The following is a 14,180-nucleotide window of genomic DNA, read 5'->3' as shown; positions in this document are numbered from 1 at the left end:
ATGAGGTCTAACGTGAAGGTGAGTGACGATCAAGAACAGGTGCGCGCGAAGCGCGTACGCACTCGGACGTCCATCCGGACCGGCGAGTTATGTCTCACTCCGGAGCTCCTTGCAGAAGTGACAGTCCGCGCTCTGCAAGCTTTTCAGCAACCCGGGCAATTACCGCTTCCGCCGGGCCGTCAAAGTCGCCTTCAACCTCACTCAATGAGAACCACTGGCGATTCATGGCAAGCTGGGCCGTTCGACCCTGCTGGCCCCAAGACTTGATTTCAACGTGGCCTTGGATTTGCGGCAGGGTGATCCAGATGCAGTCGTGGTACAGGGCGTGCTCGACACCCGCCGAGCGCAAGGTGGCCGACAACTCTTCCAAACCGTCATTGTGAGACATAACGTAAAAATGACCGGACCACGCCTTTCGACGCGAAGCCACCTTCTGCAGGCGGGGCCGTGTTGGCTGACGGGTTAAGCATCACCACCTCCCGCATCCGGCTTCCACCCAACGCGCAGCCTTTCAGCGACACGTTCTGTGAGCCAAGTGGCCGGACCGTACGCCACGGCTTCAATCATGACGGCCTTGTGCTTAGCCTCAGCCCAAGTCACGGAAGTCTCGATTCGAACAAGCTCTCCATCAACTTCAAGGTCGCTGATCTCTGCCGGTGCTCCGATACGCGCAGCCAACACATGCAGCGGTCGCGCCCCCCACTCTTCAAGCACGCTAGCAAGAGAAGGATAAATTTGACCAGAGTGCATTGTGAGGCCTAACGTTTTGACTTTGGCGGCGTGCCATAGGCACGTCCGCTTGAAGGAAGGGTTGGCTGTCATCGTGTGAATGTCCCGACGTGACGCCTGAGAAATGACGATTCGCCGCAAGGTAAGTCTCATTGACGGTGGCACGCGTTCACTCGGGCACCACCTTCCTGAAGTAGAAGACCTCGTTCTTGAGGCCTGACAGGAGGGAGAGATCAAAAAAGTCCAATAGAGTCCAGTTGTTCGCGCCGCATTCAAGGTGTAAATCGGAAGACACACGAGATATCTCGATCGTTGGGCTGCCAACCATTTGCTGCATCCGCAGTTCCAACTTCGCTGGTATATCAGCTTGCTCAAGTTGAACGTGCACGGTTTCCTTCTCTCGAATGTACGCGAGGCGCCGGCCGTTGCAAAGGATATCCATCGGTACAAACTTGCCATACCAGCCGGGATTCCGCGTGATTATGACCTTCATGACGGGTAGCGTAGAGGTAACCGGCTACTTGCGCCAGGAGCCCACGAAGCGGGCGGACGCCCAATTAGGGGAGGGTTTGCTTAACATCACAAATTGTTAGAGGGCATGTCGAAAGAACTTGTATGCAATTGGTATGACTATTAGTGGCTGAGCAGCAAAAAACACCAGCAAGTACTTAAAGACTCTCACTTGGGTAGATCTCCCGCGAAGAATCCTGGGGGGTGTCATGCAGCAAACAACGATGGAAGCTGTTGCGACCAGAATGGCCACTTTGGATATTTCGATGGCAAGGCGCGGCGCGTAGATGCTACTGCCTGTAAGCCCAATGACTACAAGGAAAAGTAGACCAATAAAAACTCCGATTGCTGCAATCACGACTCGGAGCAGCACGGATAAAGCGGTCAGCTTGGTGGAGTTGCGATCAGTCATCATATGCGCTCTAACGTAAAAATGACCGGGCCACCAACACTTGCGGCGAAGCTGCCTCCTGCTGTTGTGGGTCCATGTCGATTGACTTGTTAAGGCTCATTGGCGTGGAAGCTCGATGAGCTTTTCGTGGTATTCGCACTCAATGAACGGCATATTGTCTGGGATGGCTACCGGCCGAACACCCGTCTTCTTCATCGCCTCCAAAAAGGCGCCAAAGTCGCATTCAACCCGCACATGAGTTCGACCATAGCCCATGCCGGTAGAAAAGGCTTCTGCAGCCATTCCTTCATAGTCAACCCGAAAACCATAGCCCCAGCCGGGGTCAGCAACCGCATAGCCGGGATTGGCCTTAATCTCCTGACGCGTGGGCGGTGTGACACCTGTGAACTGCTTGAAGGTGAAACGGCCTTCGGCGTCAGTGCGCGTTTCGAAGGGACTCAAACAGGGTCGGCGACCGAAGAAATAGCCGCGGTCGGCGCACCCTGTAATTTGTGCACCCATGAGAGGGCGACCTCCCATTAACAACCTGCCCTCGATCACACCCTCGACAGGTTCCCACGCGGCGAAGGAGGGTGTCGCGACCACCAGCAAGCAAGCGACAAGGAGCTTGGGTCGGATTGAGCGAAGTGCCGGTGAGATGCCTTGATGAGCCTTAACGTTTGAGATGAGAGGCGTGACCCGGCTTGCCGGGGTACGTCCTCTCGATGGAAGGGTTAGACCGCGCGACGTGTGCTCGCCCTTCAACTTTGATGGATTGTGGCGCCATGTCATTGAGCTCGATTTGTGCGGAAGCCGCAGTGACGACAGGACGAGGCGAAAACACTTGCAGAACCTCCCTCAGTGTTTTCAAAATGCCCACAGAAAAGCTTGCTGCACTGAGGACAACGGCTGGTCGCACGCCCCAAGCCTCCAATGGCAATTACACCGAAACCGGTGCAAGCAACAGCGGTAAGAACATTGATGTGTTCGCCCAGTGGCCTGAGCGTGAATATGCCGACGAGGGCTGCAATGAGTACAAGAGAGCCTAGCCAGAAAAGACCTAGGAAGATCTGCATTCGTTTGGCAAACCGCGCCTTTTGTTCGGTGTTCATCGTGAGGCCTAACGAAAAGATGACCAGACCACCAACATGAGGGGCGGAGCCGCCTCCTGCTGTTGTGGGTCCGTGTCGATTGACATGTTAGGTAGCAAGATGCCCTCCCACTCTGAGAAGAGCCAAAACAAAGAGTGCGACTAGAACAGCAACAGCGGGAGCCCATAGCCAAACCGGCATGCGCCAGAAGTTTTTTCGGTCTCTGGAAGCAAAGCGCTGCCACCACGGAATCTCCCGATGCAAGCTTGCATGCTCGAAATTGGCATTGAGATTGCGAGAAAGCTCCTCCAACTCGCGTGCTTTCTCGAGCGCTTCCTGGCGTGATGGATCGTGCTTCATTTCTACTGTTTAACGTAATGTATACCGCAAGGTCTGCGGTATAACCTGGCTACTGAAAATCCAGCCAGGTGCTTGTTGTTCAAAGACTTATTGTTCATTTTGAGCTTCGTTCAGGTCGATAAAAAAAGGCCAAACCCCGCAAACGAATTCTAGGCGGACAGTCTTCTTTTCCTCAATGCAGTGATCACATACAACCAGGGCAGCAGCCACATGGCAAAAAAAACATGAATGCCCGTGGGATTGGGTCATGGTCTTTTCCTTCTGCTACGGAACGCAAAGATTATGAACGGTGGGAAGATAATGCCTCCCAACACGAATGTGGCCAGTTCATTTTCAAGCTTGGCGAGCGCTGGCCCGAGGCAAGAGCGCGCTGGATCTGTGACGAGATATGTAATGGCGACCCTCTGACCGGCACTCGCGCCACAAGCCGATCCAGCCCCGGTGAAGCGTTGGCCTCCGGCAGAAAAGGTGTACTCAGTAAGGCAATGGTTTCGAGGGTCGGTGCGAATGACGATGCCAGTAGCGTACGCGCCACCTCGAACCAGGCGTAAATATCCTAACCAGCCATTGTTATTGAGCATGGCTGCGGTGAATGCGGCAAGAAATGCGACGGTTCCGAGGCTGCCTAAAAACCACATGATAGTAAAACGCTTCAGGCCGACTGAGGCTGCCATGATTTTGCGTCGCCTAACGTCCGCGCTGACCCGGCGCACAACCCGCGCGGCGCAGCCGCAACCTGCAGTTATGTTTCCGTGTCGAGCGACATGTAAGGCCCACGCCCACGGTTTTCATCAACTCTCCTTCCTCGAACGCCAGGTACGCAAGGAAATTGGCTCACCACTCACTGGATCCATGACCATCACCGAGTTGCGCGCCGCATCAACATAGAAGATGTGCCACATCTCAAAACGTTCTGGGCGATTCGCGTACACCGAGACAGACCAATAACACCGACCGCGCAAGAGCACCTGCTTGTCCCACGACATGCCGTAGGTCACTGGAAATTCGTGTGACCGTGACCAAACTTTCAATTCCGGAAGGCTTCCAACCACTTCTGTCGCCCGCAAGTAGCCGGAAGAGTTTTCGGTCTTTGCCTTGCAAGCTGGCGCCGCGGTGGCCGCCCCAGCAAGTGCCAGGTTCAACAGGAGTGCGATGTAAATACGCATCACTACTGAGCTTTAACGTTGGCACTCAGCGGGCGCCGAAGGCGATCCGATGGAACAACCAGTTAAAAAGCCTTTCACTTGTACACCAACCAAAAGGGAAATGCGGCCATACAGAAAACCATGGCAATTGAAAAGACAGTTGGCCTGAAATCGGGGCTGCAGAACGCAACGTAGCCTACAAAAAGCGGCACTGGCCAAATTGCAAAAATAAGGGCGTTGCCTGTTGCGAGCTGTGGCCTAAGCCCGACCAACCCAGGGGCATACCAACTCAAGCCAGCGAACAAAAGCGACAACGACGTGCCGATCAAGACCAACAGTCCTTCCGGCGTACCCACTAGTGGGCCGCGTATGAAAGCTCGAAGGTTGACGCGTGCCCAGTCCATGAAATTTAACCTTTGAAATAAGCGGCGCCGCAAGGCGTCAGTTTGAAGGAGGGGTTAGGCGACATTGGCGATGATGAATCGTTCCGATGTAAATATCTCAGCTCGCAAAGGGAAAGCGCAGAGCGAAGATGATGTAAAGGCCTACAGCGATCTCGCCCAAGCCGATGAGGATTGCCGGAAGCCCTTCAACGACACGCTTCTCATCGCTATCTCCATTCCATGTGAATTTGGCTTCTCGCCGCAGAACGCTCTTCACGCCCGCTGCGATCGATGCGAGGCCAAACAATACGGTGATGATTTTTAAAAGTAGTGCCATGAGACGCCTAATGTTAGAGATGACCGAACCACGATAGTAGCGGTGGAGCGGCCTTTTGCTGTTGTGAGTCTGTGTTGATTGACGGGTTAAGCATTTCTATCGACCTTCAAACCTGACGGTGCCGACGATGCGTCTGGCGGTGGGCACATGCTTGTCGTTCTCGGTCACGGCTACGCCCGCCAGAATTAGGCACCTTTTTGTGCGCACAGTTATTGTTCCGTACCTTGAACGAAAGCACTCAGCGTGGGCATAGTGGTATTCGTACGTTTAGCGGAAAGCATACGATCGCCAGGAAGGAGGTAATACCAATTGAGAACCGGGGCCTCCGCTGGAAATGGTGGAGCAACAAAATCGAACGACCCGTCGATGGTCGTAGCAGCGTCACCAAGCAGGCGAAGTGAAAATGTCACAACTGAAGCAGAGGAACGGGCCACCGTTCCCTCAACCTTCAGCCAGCGCATACCAGGAGGCGAGTAATCGCCCAGGTCGATGGAACCATGAAAGTGTTGCTCGCCTGAAACCTCACACAATCCGGCAAATCCAAATTTTTCCAGAATCATGGTTGGCAGAAAAAATGACTGCCTGGGGTCAAAGCCAACAGGGTGAATGAACGCTTTTTCATCAAGGCCGTGAAACAGGTGTCGCCCGCCAGAAAGCCGGTAAGACTCGGCGACCGCAACACCCTGGATGACGCGCGAAAACATTTGTGCGTTACCCAAGTGGCGTACCTCTACCTCAAAAGATTCTTTCGGGTTTTGTCCATTGGATGAGATTAGGCGCAATGATTTTGCCGCCATCCAACTTTCTTTGTCAGAGCACGCGGCATGGCTGGATGTGACCTGAAATAGTGCAATGACAATTGAGATATAAAAAAGACGCATGGTCAAGACACTCAACGTTGAAAGTGAGCCGCACTCAGAAGCTTGGCGCTATAAGTCGCGCCGAAAATCATGCGCCTCGCGGAGCCGCGGCGTTGTGTGCCGGTCTCGATCGGCCTGTTAGGCAACATGGCCAGGCCGTTCTTTGTTCCGGTGCGCAATCCAATAGGCCAACACCGCGAGGGTAATGACCAGTGCCTGAGCTGGAAAAAGCAGCACCCATGCGATTTCGGTGTCCCTGTAGCTTCTCGCCAAGAGACTGGCCATCCAAAAACAGAATGCAATAAGAGCTGCATTCCCCGCGGCGAGAGTAGCAAGCCATAGCGTAACGCTCGCGCGGGCTCCCATCAAAATCAACGCGGAGCAATACAAGACTGCGGAACACCAAGCGTAGTTCGCTAGAAGGTGTTTCCACTCAAAGCCCGTGTTGCCAATGAATTGTGAGTAGGCCAGGAATATCGGACCAGGCAGAACGAGAAGCGAAACAATCGCAATGACTCGCATGGTGCGGCCTAACGTTGGAGTTGATCGGCGAGCGGGAGGCGTGTGCACGGAGCGCATTGAAGCACTCGGGCGTCAGTGTCGAACGGCTTGTTTGATGCCATTGCCACTAGTGGTTCCTCAGATAGTTCCGGGCAGTATAGATACCAGCCGTCGCGCACAGCCCGCCAACTAACCACGCTAGCGTCAGTCCGAACCACGCAAGCCCTAAGGCCACTCCGATGCAACTGCCGGGGGGACAAAGCTTTTCGTTCGCAAGGTGCAGCAGTGCACCGCAGAGGATGGTCCATCCAATCCACCCGGACCACAGAAACCTACGAAGTCGGTGCGGCGGGAGTTCGTCTGGATGATTCAAGAATGCACCAACCGCGAAGCCAACCCCAAAAAGCGCGAGCACCATAACGAGCAGTGTTTCCATGGTATCTAACGTAGAAGTCACCGGCGCTGCGCGGCTTTGCCGCACGGCGTCAGTGTGGACTGCCGTGTTAGGAACTCTAGGGCGAACATACGTCTTCCTTTTCTTGCCGACTGACACAGACTTTCACGGTACCTAGGTAATTTGCTGCCGCTGAAAGCCAGCTAACCGGGTCCTCTTCCTCTGCAGAGAACACAAACGCCCCGGGTGCACGGATGTCAAATGGCCTTACCCTCTTGATCATTGATATGACATATGTGCGCCGAGCAGAAGAAATGGCTTTGACGAAGGTAAGTTCCCCCACGTTCTTGTCCTGGAATCTAGAGCAGTAGAACTGTGCATAAGCAAGAGTAAAGATGCCTTCACTACGCGGCTTAGGTGGCACAACATTGGAGTTGGGACAGGCCTTGGCCGTCACACCAAGAGTGAGGCGGATGGCGTTCGTTACAGCATCTTCCGGGGGAGACGGCTCCAGAATGGCTAGAGTGATTGATTCTTTCCATGCAGACCCCTCCTGGTCCAGAGGGGCCCAAGCCGTAAATTCGAGTCCGTCCTTCTTTTGTTCCGCTGCCTTCTTCCATCCCGCCCAAGCGGGTGGGGCATGAATTCGTAGGCCTTCTCGTTCCTGCCCAAATGCATTGCATAGAGGAAGAGCTGCGACTAGCAGTAGTACTAGGCGAACACGCATTTGGAGTTCTTAACGCAATGTATACCGCAAGGTCTGCGGTATAACATCGCGCCTGCGGTATAACCAGGCCACTGAAAACCCAGCCAAGTGCTTGTTATTAAAAGACTTATTGCTCATTTTGAGTTTCGTTCAGATCGATAAAAAGAACACCAAACCCCGCAAACCGATTCTAGGCGGGCAGTGTGGCTACCGCCTCCTCAATATGGACGAGCTAAGCCTAAACAGCCGATTCCGTTGTGTTTGGTCATCCTCGCCCATAAACCGGTGAAAAAAACGCGCTGCCCCGGTCGCCGCTGAATCCCCCCAACAAGACCCCGTCCCGGTGTTGGAGTGAACTCCTTGGTCCAGCCCGAGGGGTTCACTCCATAACTAGATCAGATTTCGACGGATTCAACACGCTAGAGCAAGGGTGCGACTGAAGCCTGGTTTTTGTTAGCCATGGAGCAACCTGCGTTTGAATTCAGCCGACCGACCAGCGCAGCTCGCCAGGGTCGGCTGCAATGACGGGTCGGGCGTCTTAGTGACGGCGGGTTTCCGCAAAGAACTTATCCCTATACGCCGAGGCAGACTCTGGCAATTCCATGACCTCTGCAGCCGCTTCGAGCCGCTTCCAGAATGCCGCCTTGCATGTGAAATCTTCCGCAATGATGGCAATCTCTTGCAGTGCCAGGCCAAGTTCATTGTGGGCAAGGTATTCATCGAACTGAACCAATGAATACTTCTCTGAGTCCGCGTCTGTAGCCGCCTCAACAAGGTAGCGACGAGCATCTTTCAGGTTTGCTTCAGCAATACCCCAGGTCTTCCATAAACGCGGATTGGTCATGACGCCCAACGTTTGAGCTCAACGGATGGCGGCGGCCGAAGCCCCTCAGAATTAGTCCGCTGGAGTGACGGGTTAGATGTGCCCATGCTCTATAGCTGCCCCACATTCGGGACAGAACTTATCGAGTGGTGCGACCTCATGGCCTCGAATGCATTTTCGGTTTTTCAGCAACCTGGAGTTTTTGATTGCGGAGTACAGCGTTGCAAACGCCGCGCCGTAGAAAACCATCCAATGCCCAGAGAAGAGACGCACTTCGGCGCCGGAATTGGCAGCATTGCTCCCGTCTCTATGGCTGGGTACGTTGCTCATACCTAGAACGAAATTGAGCATCGCGTATCCGAAGAGCCCGTAGATCGCATAGCGTGCCCAAGTTGGGCAGCCCGATAGGGCCAGCTTCCAAAAATCAGAGCGTCTTCCGTGGCGTGACATACGATTGGCGACCAAGACCGTCGGAAGCCACACTACGAAGATGCCGGCGTGCAAACCCCAAACCAGATGTCCACCTGGAATTGGCAGGCCAATCAGGGCTGCCAGGTGACTTCCTACGCTGAGAAGCAGACCAACTGCCGATAGCAGCATGAAGGGATACAAGAGGACGTTCATGGTGTCAAAAGAGGTCTAACGGTGGAGGTAAGGGGCGGCTTGTGCGATGCGCAAGACGTCTCATTGACTGAGGGGTTGGGCCACAAGCAGCGTTTATCGAACCACACATCTTCATGGTTGGAGCCATCTATCAGCAAGCGATACCCTGGCGGCAACTCAAGATACTCGACAACCCATGGTAGGTTCTCTGCCAGATTCTCCACATGCAGGAGGGCAAAGAAGTCGCTGGCTTCTGACGGTTCACCTCCGGACCAGAAGTACCAACCGTTAGTACTTGTCGTGGGCTTGTGGCGAAGGCCGTGGATTGGTTCAGTTCCGATCGTCGACAACGCGATGCCTACTTTTGAACCGGCTACAGGTGGCAACGGCGATGCGCCCACCCATTCACAAAGCGGACTTCTCACGGAGCACTCGCATTGTGTTTCCTCGGGGTCTATCGTTTGAGACCACCGGCACGTAGCAAGCGCCGCGCAGCAGGAATCTGCTGCTGTGTCCGAGTGGGTCGACCAGTTAGCTTTTAATTGCTGCAACACTTAGCTTTTTCCTGAGTATCAAAAAAGTGATTGCGCCGATCGGAAGAGCAATCGCAACGGTCCATTGTCCGTACAAGGGGGCAAACGCTCCCGCACTAAATAGCTGTAAGGACAAGGGCGCGAAACTCCATTCGCCAGTTGTCCAGTTCACTGCAAACTTTCCAAACCCAAGCATAACGAACAGTACCCACGGCCACTTTCGGCCTTTGAGTTTAGACCTTCCGCAAACAACAAGCGCCCAGAGGGTAAGCAACGGAAAGACTATAGCCAACGCAAAAACAAGGTATTGAATTGGCGTTTTTTTTGCTAACGTGAACCGATTCTGTTGTTCAAGTGAAGCTGGCTGGGGAGCGACACTAAGGCCAACTATGGTGGCCTTACCACCATGATTCCTTACGGCTAGGGACAGTGCTACTGTGCGGCATACCGTGAAGTTAACCATTCACACTCCCGCCAGCGCCCTCAATTTTCTGCAATAGGAATGATTGCGCATCGGGTGCAACGCCGGCAAGCGGAATGGTGACTTGACTGGTGCGTGAAAGGACTAAGAGCCAGAAATCGGGATAACGCCGTACCTGTCTGACGGCGGACCAAGGAAGGGTAAAAGCGCCCAGTTCGGATGAAACGCTGAAACCCGAGGCGTCACCTTGCAAACTAGCCTCCGGAGAATGCATTTTCCGGAACTTGCGGAGAGAGCTTCGCAGGGATACCAGGTAGAAGCCTACTGCGAAAGTTGCGCAGAGGATTAGCAGGGTGCCCATGACTCCAACGAACCAGGAACGGTCTCCATGCCACACTAGATAAGCAAGGCTTGTCGCGACGAGTAGCAGAGCCACGACAAAGCGAAGGCCAAACGCACGATGCCAGCTTGCAAGCGCCGCATCTCGAATAACGGCCTCTGTGTACTGTAGCCTGACACTCACTAGCATGGCGGCTAATGTTTGACGTGAGCGAGCGCCGAAGGCGATCCGCTCTCGATGGAATTGTTAACCCTCATCGTCCATCCCTCGCGCTTGCTCGAAATCCTGCTATCAAATTAGGAGAAAATCCAGAGCACTGGATTGCGGTTGCAGCGCTTGAGGCTGAACCGGAGAGCACACTTTTAGACCAGCTAAAAGCCAGTGCCAACAAGTGGCGGAAGCGGTGAGATTCGAACTCACGGAGGACTTGCATCCTCGGCAGTTTTCAAGACTGCTGCATTCAACCGCTCTGCCACGCTTCCGAGCCGCATAGTTTAACCGCTAGTCGGCGCTCATCTGGCTCGTTGATGAGCCACTGTCGATAAATGCGGTTTCGCAGCCTGGACAACAGGCGCGCCTGGCGCATCGGCTGCCTTCCACACATTGAATTACTCACGAGGGCAGGGTGCTGCCAAAAATAGAGGGCTGAAGTCCACCTCTTTTGGTTCGTCATTGGTCACTTTGTGACTGTCAAGCAAATAGAGCCAAAAAAACGGACTTATTTCCTGGAACTATTTCCTCTCCGCTTCCCAAACGTTTTTGGGAACGGTGACTAAAGGCGCTGGTACAGCCATGATTGAAACATTCAGTTACAGCACTTTAAGAGGACACAAATATGACTGCTCCAGCATTCACCCCCGAGTCGGCAGAGAAGGTTACTACGGCATTTGTGCATGCCACCGGCGCCCGCTGGTCGTTTCCGCGGGTCGAAGTCCAGGACCGCGGAACCTTCATGTTGATTAGCGTGGACTCACTTTCCCCAGAAATCCAGGAAATTGGGTTATCCGTCAAGAAATCCATTGCGCATGCCCTGAACCAGGTCATTCCGGCGCACCCTACGCAACGGTTCGGTAACTGGATGGTCGTTTTCTTCCGGGACGGCAGGATGTTCGAAACTGTTCACCCCAGCGAGTTTGAGGTGTAAGGACGCCAGAGTGGCCTGCTATCTGCCTGCTATATATATATGAGTCAGCCGCCCGTCGTGGCCAGGGCCTGTCGCCGAAACGCTGTCCGCAGGCGGCATTCACGACCTTGTCCTACACACCGCCAGCCAGCCGCTGGCTAAACTTTCCTTGCGGCCCGTCCTGGGTCGCACCTCCCTCCACTGGCGAAGCCAGTTTTACTGCCCGGTCCTCCGGGCTTTTTTTTGCCTGCTCGCCCTACGCGGCTTCGGGCTGGGCCAGCAGCATCCCTTTTGTCTCGATAAACGCAATGACCTCCGCAAGGCCGGCATTGGTCTTGAGATTGGTCATGACAAAAGGCTTCAGGCCCTTGGCCGTGGTGCGCATGCGGATGGTGTCCGCCTCCATCACGCCCAGGTCGGCGCCGACATGGGGCGCCAGGTCGGTTTTGTTGATGACGAACAGATCGCTTTTGGTGATGCCCGGCCCGCCTTTGCGCGGGATCTTCTCGCCGGCGGCCACGTCGATCACATAGATGGTGAGGTCGCTCAGCTCGGGACTGAAGGTGGCGGCCAGGTTGTCGCCGCCGGACTCGACGAACACGATGTCGGCGTTGGGGAAGTCCACCAGCATGCGGTCTATGGCTTCGAGGTTGATCGAGGCGTCTTCGCGTATGGCGGTGTGCGGGCAGCCGCCGGTTTCCACGCCCATGATGCGTTCGGCGTCCAGCGCGCCGCTGACGGTCAGGATGCGCTGGTCTTCCTTGGTGTAAATGTCGTTGGTGATGGCGACCAGGTCGTATTTGGCCTTCATGCCTTTGCACAGCATTTCAAGCAATGTGGTTTTGCCGGAACCGACGGGGCCCCCTATGCCGACGCGCAAGGGGGGGAGCTTTTTGGTGCGGTTGGCGATGTGATGCAGGCTCATGGGGGGCTTTTTTGGAATTGCGGTCAGATTTGCAATGAGGTTTCAGGAGCGGAACAGCCGCGAATACTGGGTTTCATGCTGTGAAGAAAGAATGGCCAGCATGGGTGAAAAGGCCTGGCGTTCGTCATCCGACAGCTGCATGGCGGCCTCGACCGCTGCAGGTATGCCGCCAGCAAGGCGCGCCAGCATGCGCTGGCCGGCGCTTTGCCCTAAAGGCACTGATTTGATGGCGGCTTGTGTCATGTTTTCCGCCCAGCCGAAAGCGTAAGCCAGCAGGCAGTCGCGCACGCCTGCCTCGGTCTGTGAAACGGCCAGCGCAAAGGCGACGGGGAAGGTCGGCTGCATCTGCGCGCAGGCCTCAATATGCGCTGTGTTGGCGTCGTCATGGTTGCGCAGCCAGTCCAGCAGGGATCTGCCCATTTGCTCGGCCTGGGCACGCAGTTCGCTGGTTTCCCGGGTTTGCAGCACCCAGGCATTGAGTTGCTGCACGCGTAGCAGGTCACCCGAGCGCCAGGCAGGAATAGCCTGGGCAATGACCGCCAGGTCACCGCGCGCCAGGCTGATCTGGAGCTGGTCGGTCAGCCAGTCGCTTGCTATCATTTCTGTAGCTGGTTGCGCACGATCCATGGCGGTTTCAAGCCCTTCCGAGTATGAAAATCCGCCTACAGGCAAGGCCGGGGAGGCCAGCCAGATGAGCTGGAGCAGGCTGGCGGCCGGTAGCTGCCCTGCAGGCGCGGCGGACATGTCCATCAACGCGCCTGGTGCGGCTTGTGCCTGTGAATCTGGATGGCGACCGGCAGGGCTTCGTGGGTGTGGTCGTCATGACCATGATTGCAGTCGGGGCCATGCACGTGTGGCGCGGCGGCGGGCTGCGCGTGGTCATGGGAATGGTCATGCCCATGGCTGTGTCCGCCAGCGCTGTAGGCGCCGCCTTCAGGTTCGAACGCTTCTTCAACTTCGTTCACGATCAGGTGCATGGCACGCAGCATGTCGGCCAGCACATGGTCGGGTTCAATTTTCAGGTGGTCCGGCTTGAGTTCAATCGGCACATGCCGGTTGCCCAGGTGGTAAGCGGCGCGCGTCAGGTCGAAAGGGGAGCCATGCGACGGGCAAGCGGTGATGCGGAGCACGGCTTGAGGCGCGGCAATCACCTTGACCATGGAGCCGTCTTCCGCCACCAGCACGTCGCCGCCACGCACCAGCGTGCCGCGCGGCAGGAACACACCAAGGTGGCGGCCGAGCGAGTCGGTCGCGTCAAATCGGCTTTTTTGGCGCACATCCCAGTCGAGCTCGACGATGGCGGCGCGTTTAAGAAGCACGGGCGCGAGGCCCTTGCCTTGCGGGAGGACTTTGGAGCACTGCAACACGGAGGGGGTCATTGTCGGCAAAGCGTTGTTGCGGGATTTATGTTGCTTTGAAGGCACCCGTGAAGCCCGTTTTTTTCGCAGCTCATTGCGCCTTCTTGAACACGACCACCAAATGAGAGGTGATTTGTGTGGAGGGTGAACTGCTTACCTCGAGGGACACCCCCTCGCTTTCCCAAATGGCGCCGCCGAACAGACCGGCGTGGCGCGATTCCAGGGTCATGGACTTGGGCGCGCCGTATTTTTTGCGGAGCTCAGCGGCAATCTTCTCGAAGTTGATCTTGGTCGATGCGTTCTGCACGTATTCGTCTTCCTGCCGGGCCAGCACGTTGACGAGCTTGTCGTCGATGAAGCGGAAGCAGGTGTTGAACTTCACGCCGGCGAGGGCCAGACTCGCTTCTCGTAGGCAGGTGCCCCAGGGCTTGCCGCTCGGTGCCGCCGCAATGGGTTTGGCGGAGGGAAAGCGCTTGGACACATCAGCCGGCGACATGCCCACTTGCGTGCCGGGCCATAGTTCCTGGGCGTGACTTGCGGCGGCGGCGCAGGCCAATGCGGTAGCGATCAAGGCAAGGCGCGCGGCGGACTCGAACGGTGTGGTGGGGTTCATAGCGGAAGGTGAGTGAGCGAGATTCCCGATTGTC

Annotated in this window: 20 protein-coding genes and 1 tRNA gene; 1 reads left to right on the top strand and 20 read right to left on the bottom strand. The window is 55.7% G+C overall.

Annotation, left to right across the window (positions count from 1 at the left end):
• Positions 1-94 precede the first annotated feature (94 nt).
• The 16 genes from AC1DZE_RS02220 to AC1DZE_RS02145 form a co-directional block, all read right to left on the bottom strand.
• On the bottom strand, positions 95-370 hold the full coding sequence (locus AC1DZE_RS02220; protein WP_477699740.1) for a hypothetical protein: 276 nt from the start codon (positions 368-370) through the stop codon (positions 95-97).
• 528 nt (positions 371-898) lie between these two features.
• A complete protein-coding gene (locus tag AC1DZE_RS02215) occupies positions 899-1,222 on the bottom strand; it encodes a hypothetical protein (protein WP_477668255.1) in 324 nt (107 codons plus the stop codon).
• Between the two features lie 525 nt (positions 1,223-1,747).
• Positions 1,748-2,152, bottom strand: coding sequence for a hypothetical protein (locus AC1DZE_RS02210; protein WP_477668254.1), 405 nt, complete (start codon positions 2,150-2,152; stop codon positions 1,748-1,750).
• Between the two features lie 266 nt (positions 2,153-2,418).
• Positions 2,419-2,742, bottom strand: a complete 324-nt coding sequence (locus AC1DZE_RS02205) for a hypothetical protein (RefSeq protein ID WP_477668253.1) — start codon at positions 2,740-2,742, stop codon at positions 2,419-2,421.
• Positions 2,743-2,829: 87 nt separating this feature from the next.
• On the bottom strand, positions 2,830-3,081 hold the full coding sequence (locus AC1DZE_RS02200; protein ID WP_477668252.1) for a hypothetical protein: 252 nt from the start codon (positions 3,079-3,081) through the stop codon (positions 2,830-2,832).
• 87 nt (positions 3,082-3,168) lie between these two features.
• Positions 3,169-3,330, bottom strand: coding sequence for a hypothetical protein (locus AC1DZE_RS02195; protein ID WP_477668251.1), 162 nt, complete (start codon positions 3,328-3,330; stop codon positions 3,169-3,171).
• Positions 3,327-3,755 carry a hypothetical protein gene (locus AC1DZE_RS02190; RefSeq protein ID WP_477668250.1) on the bottom strand — a complete coding sequence of 143 codons (429 nt, stop codon included), beginning with the start codon at positions 3,753-3,755 and terminating at the stop codon, positions 3,327-3,329. Before AC1DZE_RS02190 ends, AC1DZE_RS02195 begins: the two co-directional genes overlap by 4 nt.
• A gap of 117 nt (positions 3,756-3,872) precedes the next feature.
• Complete coding sequence (locus AC1DZE_RS02185) at positions 3,873-4,247, bottom strand: hypothetical protein (RefSeq protein WP_477699739.1); 375 nt, start codon at positions 4,245-4,247, stop codon at positions 3,873-3,875.
• Between the two features lie 480 nt (positions 4,248-4,727).
• Positions 4,728-4,946 carry a hypothetical protein gene (locus AC1DZE_RS02180; RefSeq protein ID WP_477668248.1) on the bottom strand — a complete coding sequence of 73 codons (219 nt, stop codon included), beginning with the start codon at positions 4,944-4,946 and terminating at the stop codon, positions 4,728-4,730.
• A gap of 209 nt (positions 4,947-5,155) precedes the next feature.
• Complete coding sequence (locus AC1DZE_RS02175) at positions 5,156-5,833, bottom strand: hypothetical protein (RefSeq protein WP_477699738.1); 678 nt, start codon at positions 5,831-5,833, stop codon at positions 5,156-5,158.
• 2,112 nt (positions 5,834-7,945) lie between these two features.
• Positions 7,946-8,251, bottom strand: coding sequence for a hypothetical protein (locus AC1DZE_RS02170; RefSeq protein WP_477673486.1), 306 nt, complete (start codon positions 8,249-8,251; stop codon positions 7,946-7,948).
• A 72-nt stretch (positions 8,252-8,323) separates the two neighbouring features.
• Complete coding sequence (locus AC1DZE_RS02165) at positions 8,324-8,854, bottom strand: hypothetical protein (RefSeq protein WP_477668246.1); 531 nt, start codon at positions 8,852-8,854, stop codon at positions 8,324-8,326.
• Positions 8,851-9,234, bottom strand: a complete 384-nt coding sequence (locus AC1DZE_RS02160; protein ID WP_477699871.1) for an immunity protein Imm33 domain-containing protein — start codon at positions 9,232-9,234, stop codon at positions 8,851-8,853. The genes AC1DZE_RS02165 and AC1DZE_RS02160 overlap by 4 nt, the downstream gene beginning before the upstream one ends.
• A 130-nt stretch (positions 9,235-9,364) precedes the next feature.
• Entirely contained in the window at positions 9,365-9,829 is a 465-nt protein-coding gene (locus AC1DZE_RS02155; RefSeq protein ID WP_477673489.1) for a hypothetical protein, read from the bottom strand.
• Entirely contained in the window at positions 9,822-10,061 is a 240-nt protein-coding gene (locus AC1DZE_RS02150; protein ID WP_477668914.1) for a YcxB family protein, read from the bottom strand. The genes AC1DZE_RS02155 and AC1DZE_RS02150 overlap by 8 nt, the downstream gene beginning before the upstream one ends.
• Before the next feature lie 458 nt (positions 10,062-10,519).
• Positions 10,520-10,609: transfer RNA gene (locus tag AC1DZE_RS02145), tRNA-Ser, on the bottom strand.
• 353 nt (positions 10,610-10,962) lie between these two features.
• On the opposite strand from AC1DZE_RS02145, the gene AC1DZE_RS02140 reads away from it, so the two are divergent.
• Positions 10,963-11,271 (top strand): hypothetical protein, encoded by a 309-nt coding sequence (locus tag AC1DZE_RS02140; protein WP_477668215.1) that lies wholly within the window; start codon positions 10,963-10,965, stop codon positions 11,269-11,271.
• 235 nt (positions 11,272-11,506) lie between these two features.
• Here the strand turns inward: AC1DZE_RS02140 and ureG are convergent, their stop codons facing one another.
• The 4 genes from ureG to AC1DZE_RS02120 form a co-directional block, all read right to left on the bottom strand.
• Positions 11,507-12,175: an urease accessory protein UreG gene (gene ureG / locus AC1DZE_RS02135; RefSeq protein ID WP_477668214.1), complete on the bottom strand. Its 669-nt coding sequence runs from the start codon at positions 12,173-12,175 to the stop codon at positions 11,507-11,509.
• 42 nt (positions 12,176-12,217) lie between these two features.
• The gene (locus AC1DZE_RS02130) at positions 12,218-12,919 is read right to left on the bottom strand and encodes an urease accessory protein UreF (RefSeq protein ID WP_477668913.1); all 702 of its coding nucleotides are present in this window, start codon (positions 12,917-12,919) and stop codon (positions 12,218-12,220) included.
• A 5-nt stretch (positions 12,920-12,924) separates the two neighbouring features.
• The gene (gene ureE / locus AC1DZE_RS02125; RefSeq protein ID WP_477668912.1) at positions 12,925-13,542 is read right to left on the bottom strand and encodes an urease accessory protein UreE; all 618 of its coding nucleotides are present in this window, start codon (positions 13,540-13,542) and stop codon (positions 12,925-12,927) included.
• 82 nt (positions 13,543-13,624) lie between these two features.
• Positions 13,625-14,146 (bottom strand): hypothetical protein, encoded by a 522-nt coding sequence (locus AC1DZE_RS02120; protein ID WP_477668213.1) that lies wholly within the window; start codon positions 14,144-14,146, stop codon positions 13,625-13,627.
• Between the last annotated feature and the right edge of the window lie 34 nt (positions 14,147-14,180).

Source organism: Polaromonas sp. P1_F1 (assembly GCF_056405795.1).
The sequence above is the reverse complement of the archived record's forward strand: the minus strand, read 5'-3'. Positions and strand labels throughout refer to the sequence as shown.

Excerpts from the sequence above, each read along its gene's own strand:
- AC1DZE_RS02155 (WP_477673489.1), bottom strand. The coding sequence starts at position 9,829 with ATGGTTAACTTCACGGTATGCCGCACAGTAGCACTGTCCCTAGCCGTA.
- AC1DZE_RS02210 (WP_477668254.1), bottom strand. The coding sequence starts at position 2,152 with ATGGGTGCACAAATTACAGGGTGCGCCGACCGCGGCTATTTCTTCGGT.
- AC1DZE_RS02165 (WP_477668246.1), bottom strand. The coding sequence starts at position 8,854 with ATGAACGTCCTCTTGTATCCCTTCATGCTGCTATCGGCAGTTGGTCTG.
- ureG (WP_477668214.1), bottom strand. The coding sequence starts at position 12,175 with ATGAGCCTGCATCACATCGCCAACCGCACCAAAAAGCTCCCCCCCTTG.
- AC1DZE_RS02140 (WP_477668215.1), top strand. The coding sequence starts at position 10,963 with ATGACTGCTCCAGCATTCACCCCCGAGTCGGCAGAGAAGGTTACTACG.
- AC1DZE_RS02150 (WP_477668914.1), bottom strand. The coding sequence starts at position 10,061 with ATGCATTCTCCGGAGGCTAGTTTGCAAGGTGACGCCTCGGGTTTCAGC.
- AC1DZE_RS02120 (WP_477668213.1), bottom strand. The coding sequence starts at position 14,146 with ATGAACCCCACCACACCGTTCGAGTCCGCCGCGCGCCTTGCCTTGATC.
- AC1DZE_RS02185 (WP_477699739.1), bottom strand. The coding sequence starts at position 4,247 with ATGCGTATTTACATCGCACTCCTGTTGAACCTGGCACTTGCTGGGGCG.
- AC1DZE_RS02170 (WP_477673486.1), bottom strand. The coding sequence starts at position 8,251 with ATGACCAATCCGCGTTTATGGAAGACCTGGGGTATTGCTGAAGCAAAC.
- AC1DZE_RS02130 (WP_477668913.1), bottom strand. The coding sequence starts at position 12,919 with ATGTCCGCCGCGCCTGCAGGGCAGCTACCGGCCGCCAGCCTGCTCCAG.
- AC1DZE_RS02190 (WP_477668250.1), bottom strand. The coding sequence starts at position 3,755 with ATGGCAGCCTCAGTCGGCCTGAAGCGTTTTACTATCATGTGGTTTTTA.
- AC1DZE_RS02195 (WP_477668251.1), bottom strand. The coding sequence starts at position 3,330 with ATGACCCAATCCCACGGGCATTCATGTTTTTTTTGCCATGTGGCTGCT.
- AC1DZE_RS02200 (WP_477668252.1), bottom strand. The coding sequence starts at position 3,081 with ATGAAGCACGATCCATCACGCCAGGAAGCGCTCGAGAAAGCACGCGAG.
- AC1DZE_RS02180 (WP_477668248.1), bottom strand. The coding sequence starts at position 4,946 with ATGGCACTACTTTTAAAAATCATCACCGTATTGTTTGGCCTCGCATCG.
- AC1DZE_RS02215 (WP_477668255.1), bottom strand. The coding sequence starts at position 1,222 with ATGAAGGTCATAATCACGCGGAATCCCGGCTGGTATGGCAAGTTTGTA.
- AC1DZE_RS02205 (WP_477668253.1), bottom strand. The coding sequence starts at position 2,742 with ATGAACACCGAACAAAAGGCGCGGTTTGCCAAACGAATGCAGATCTTC.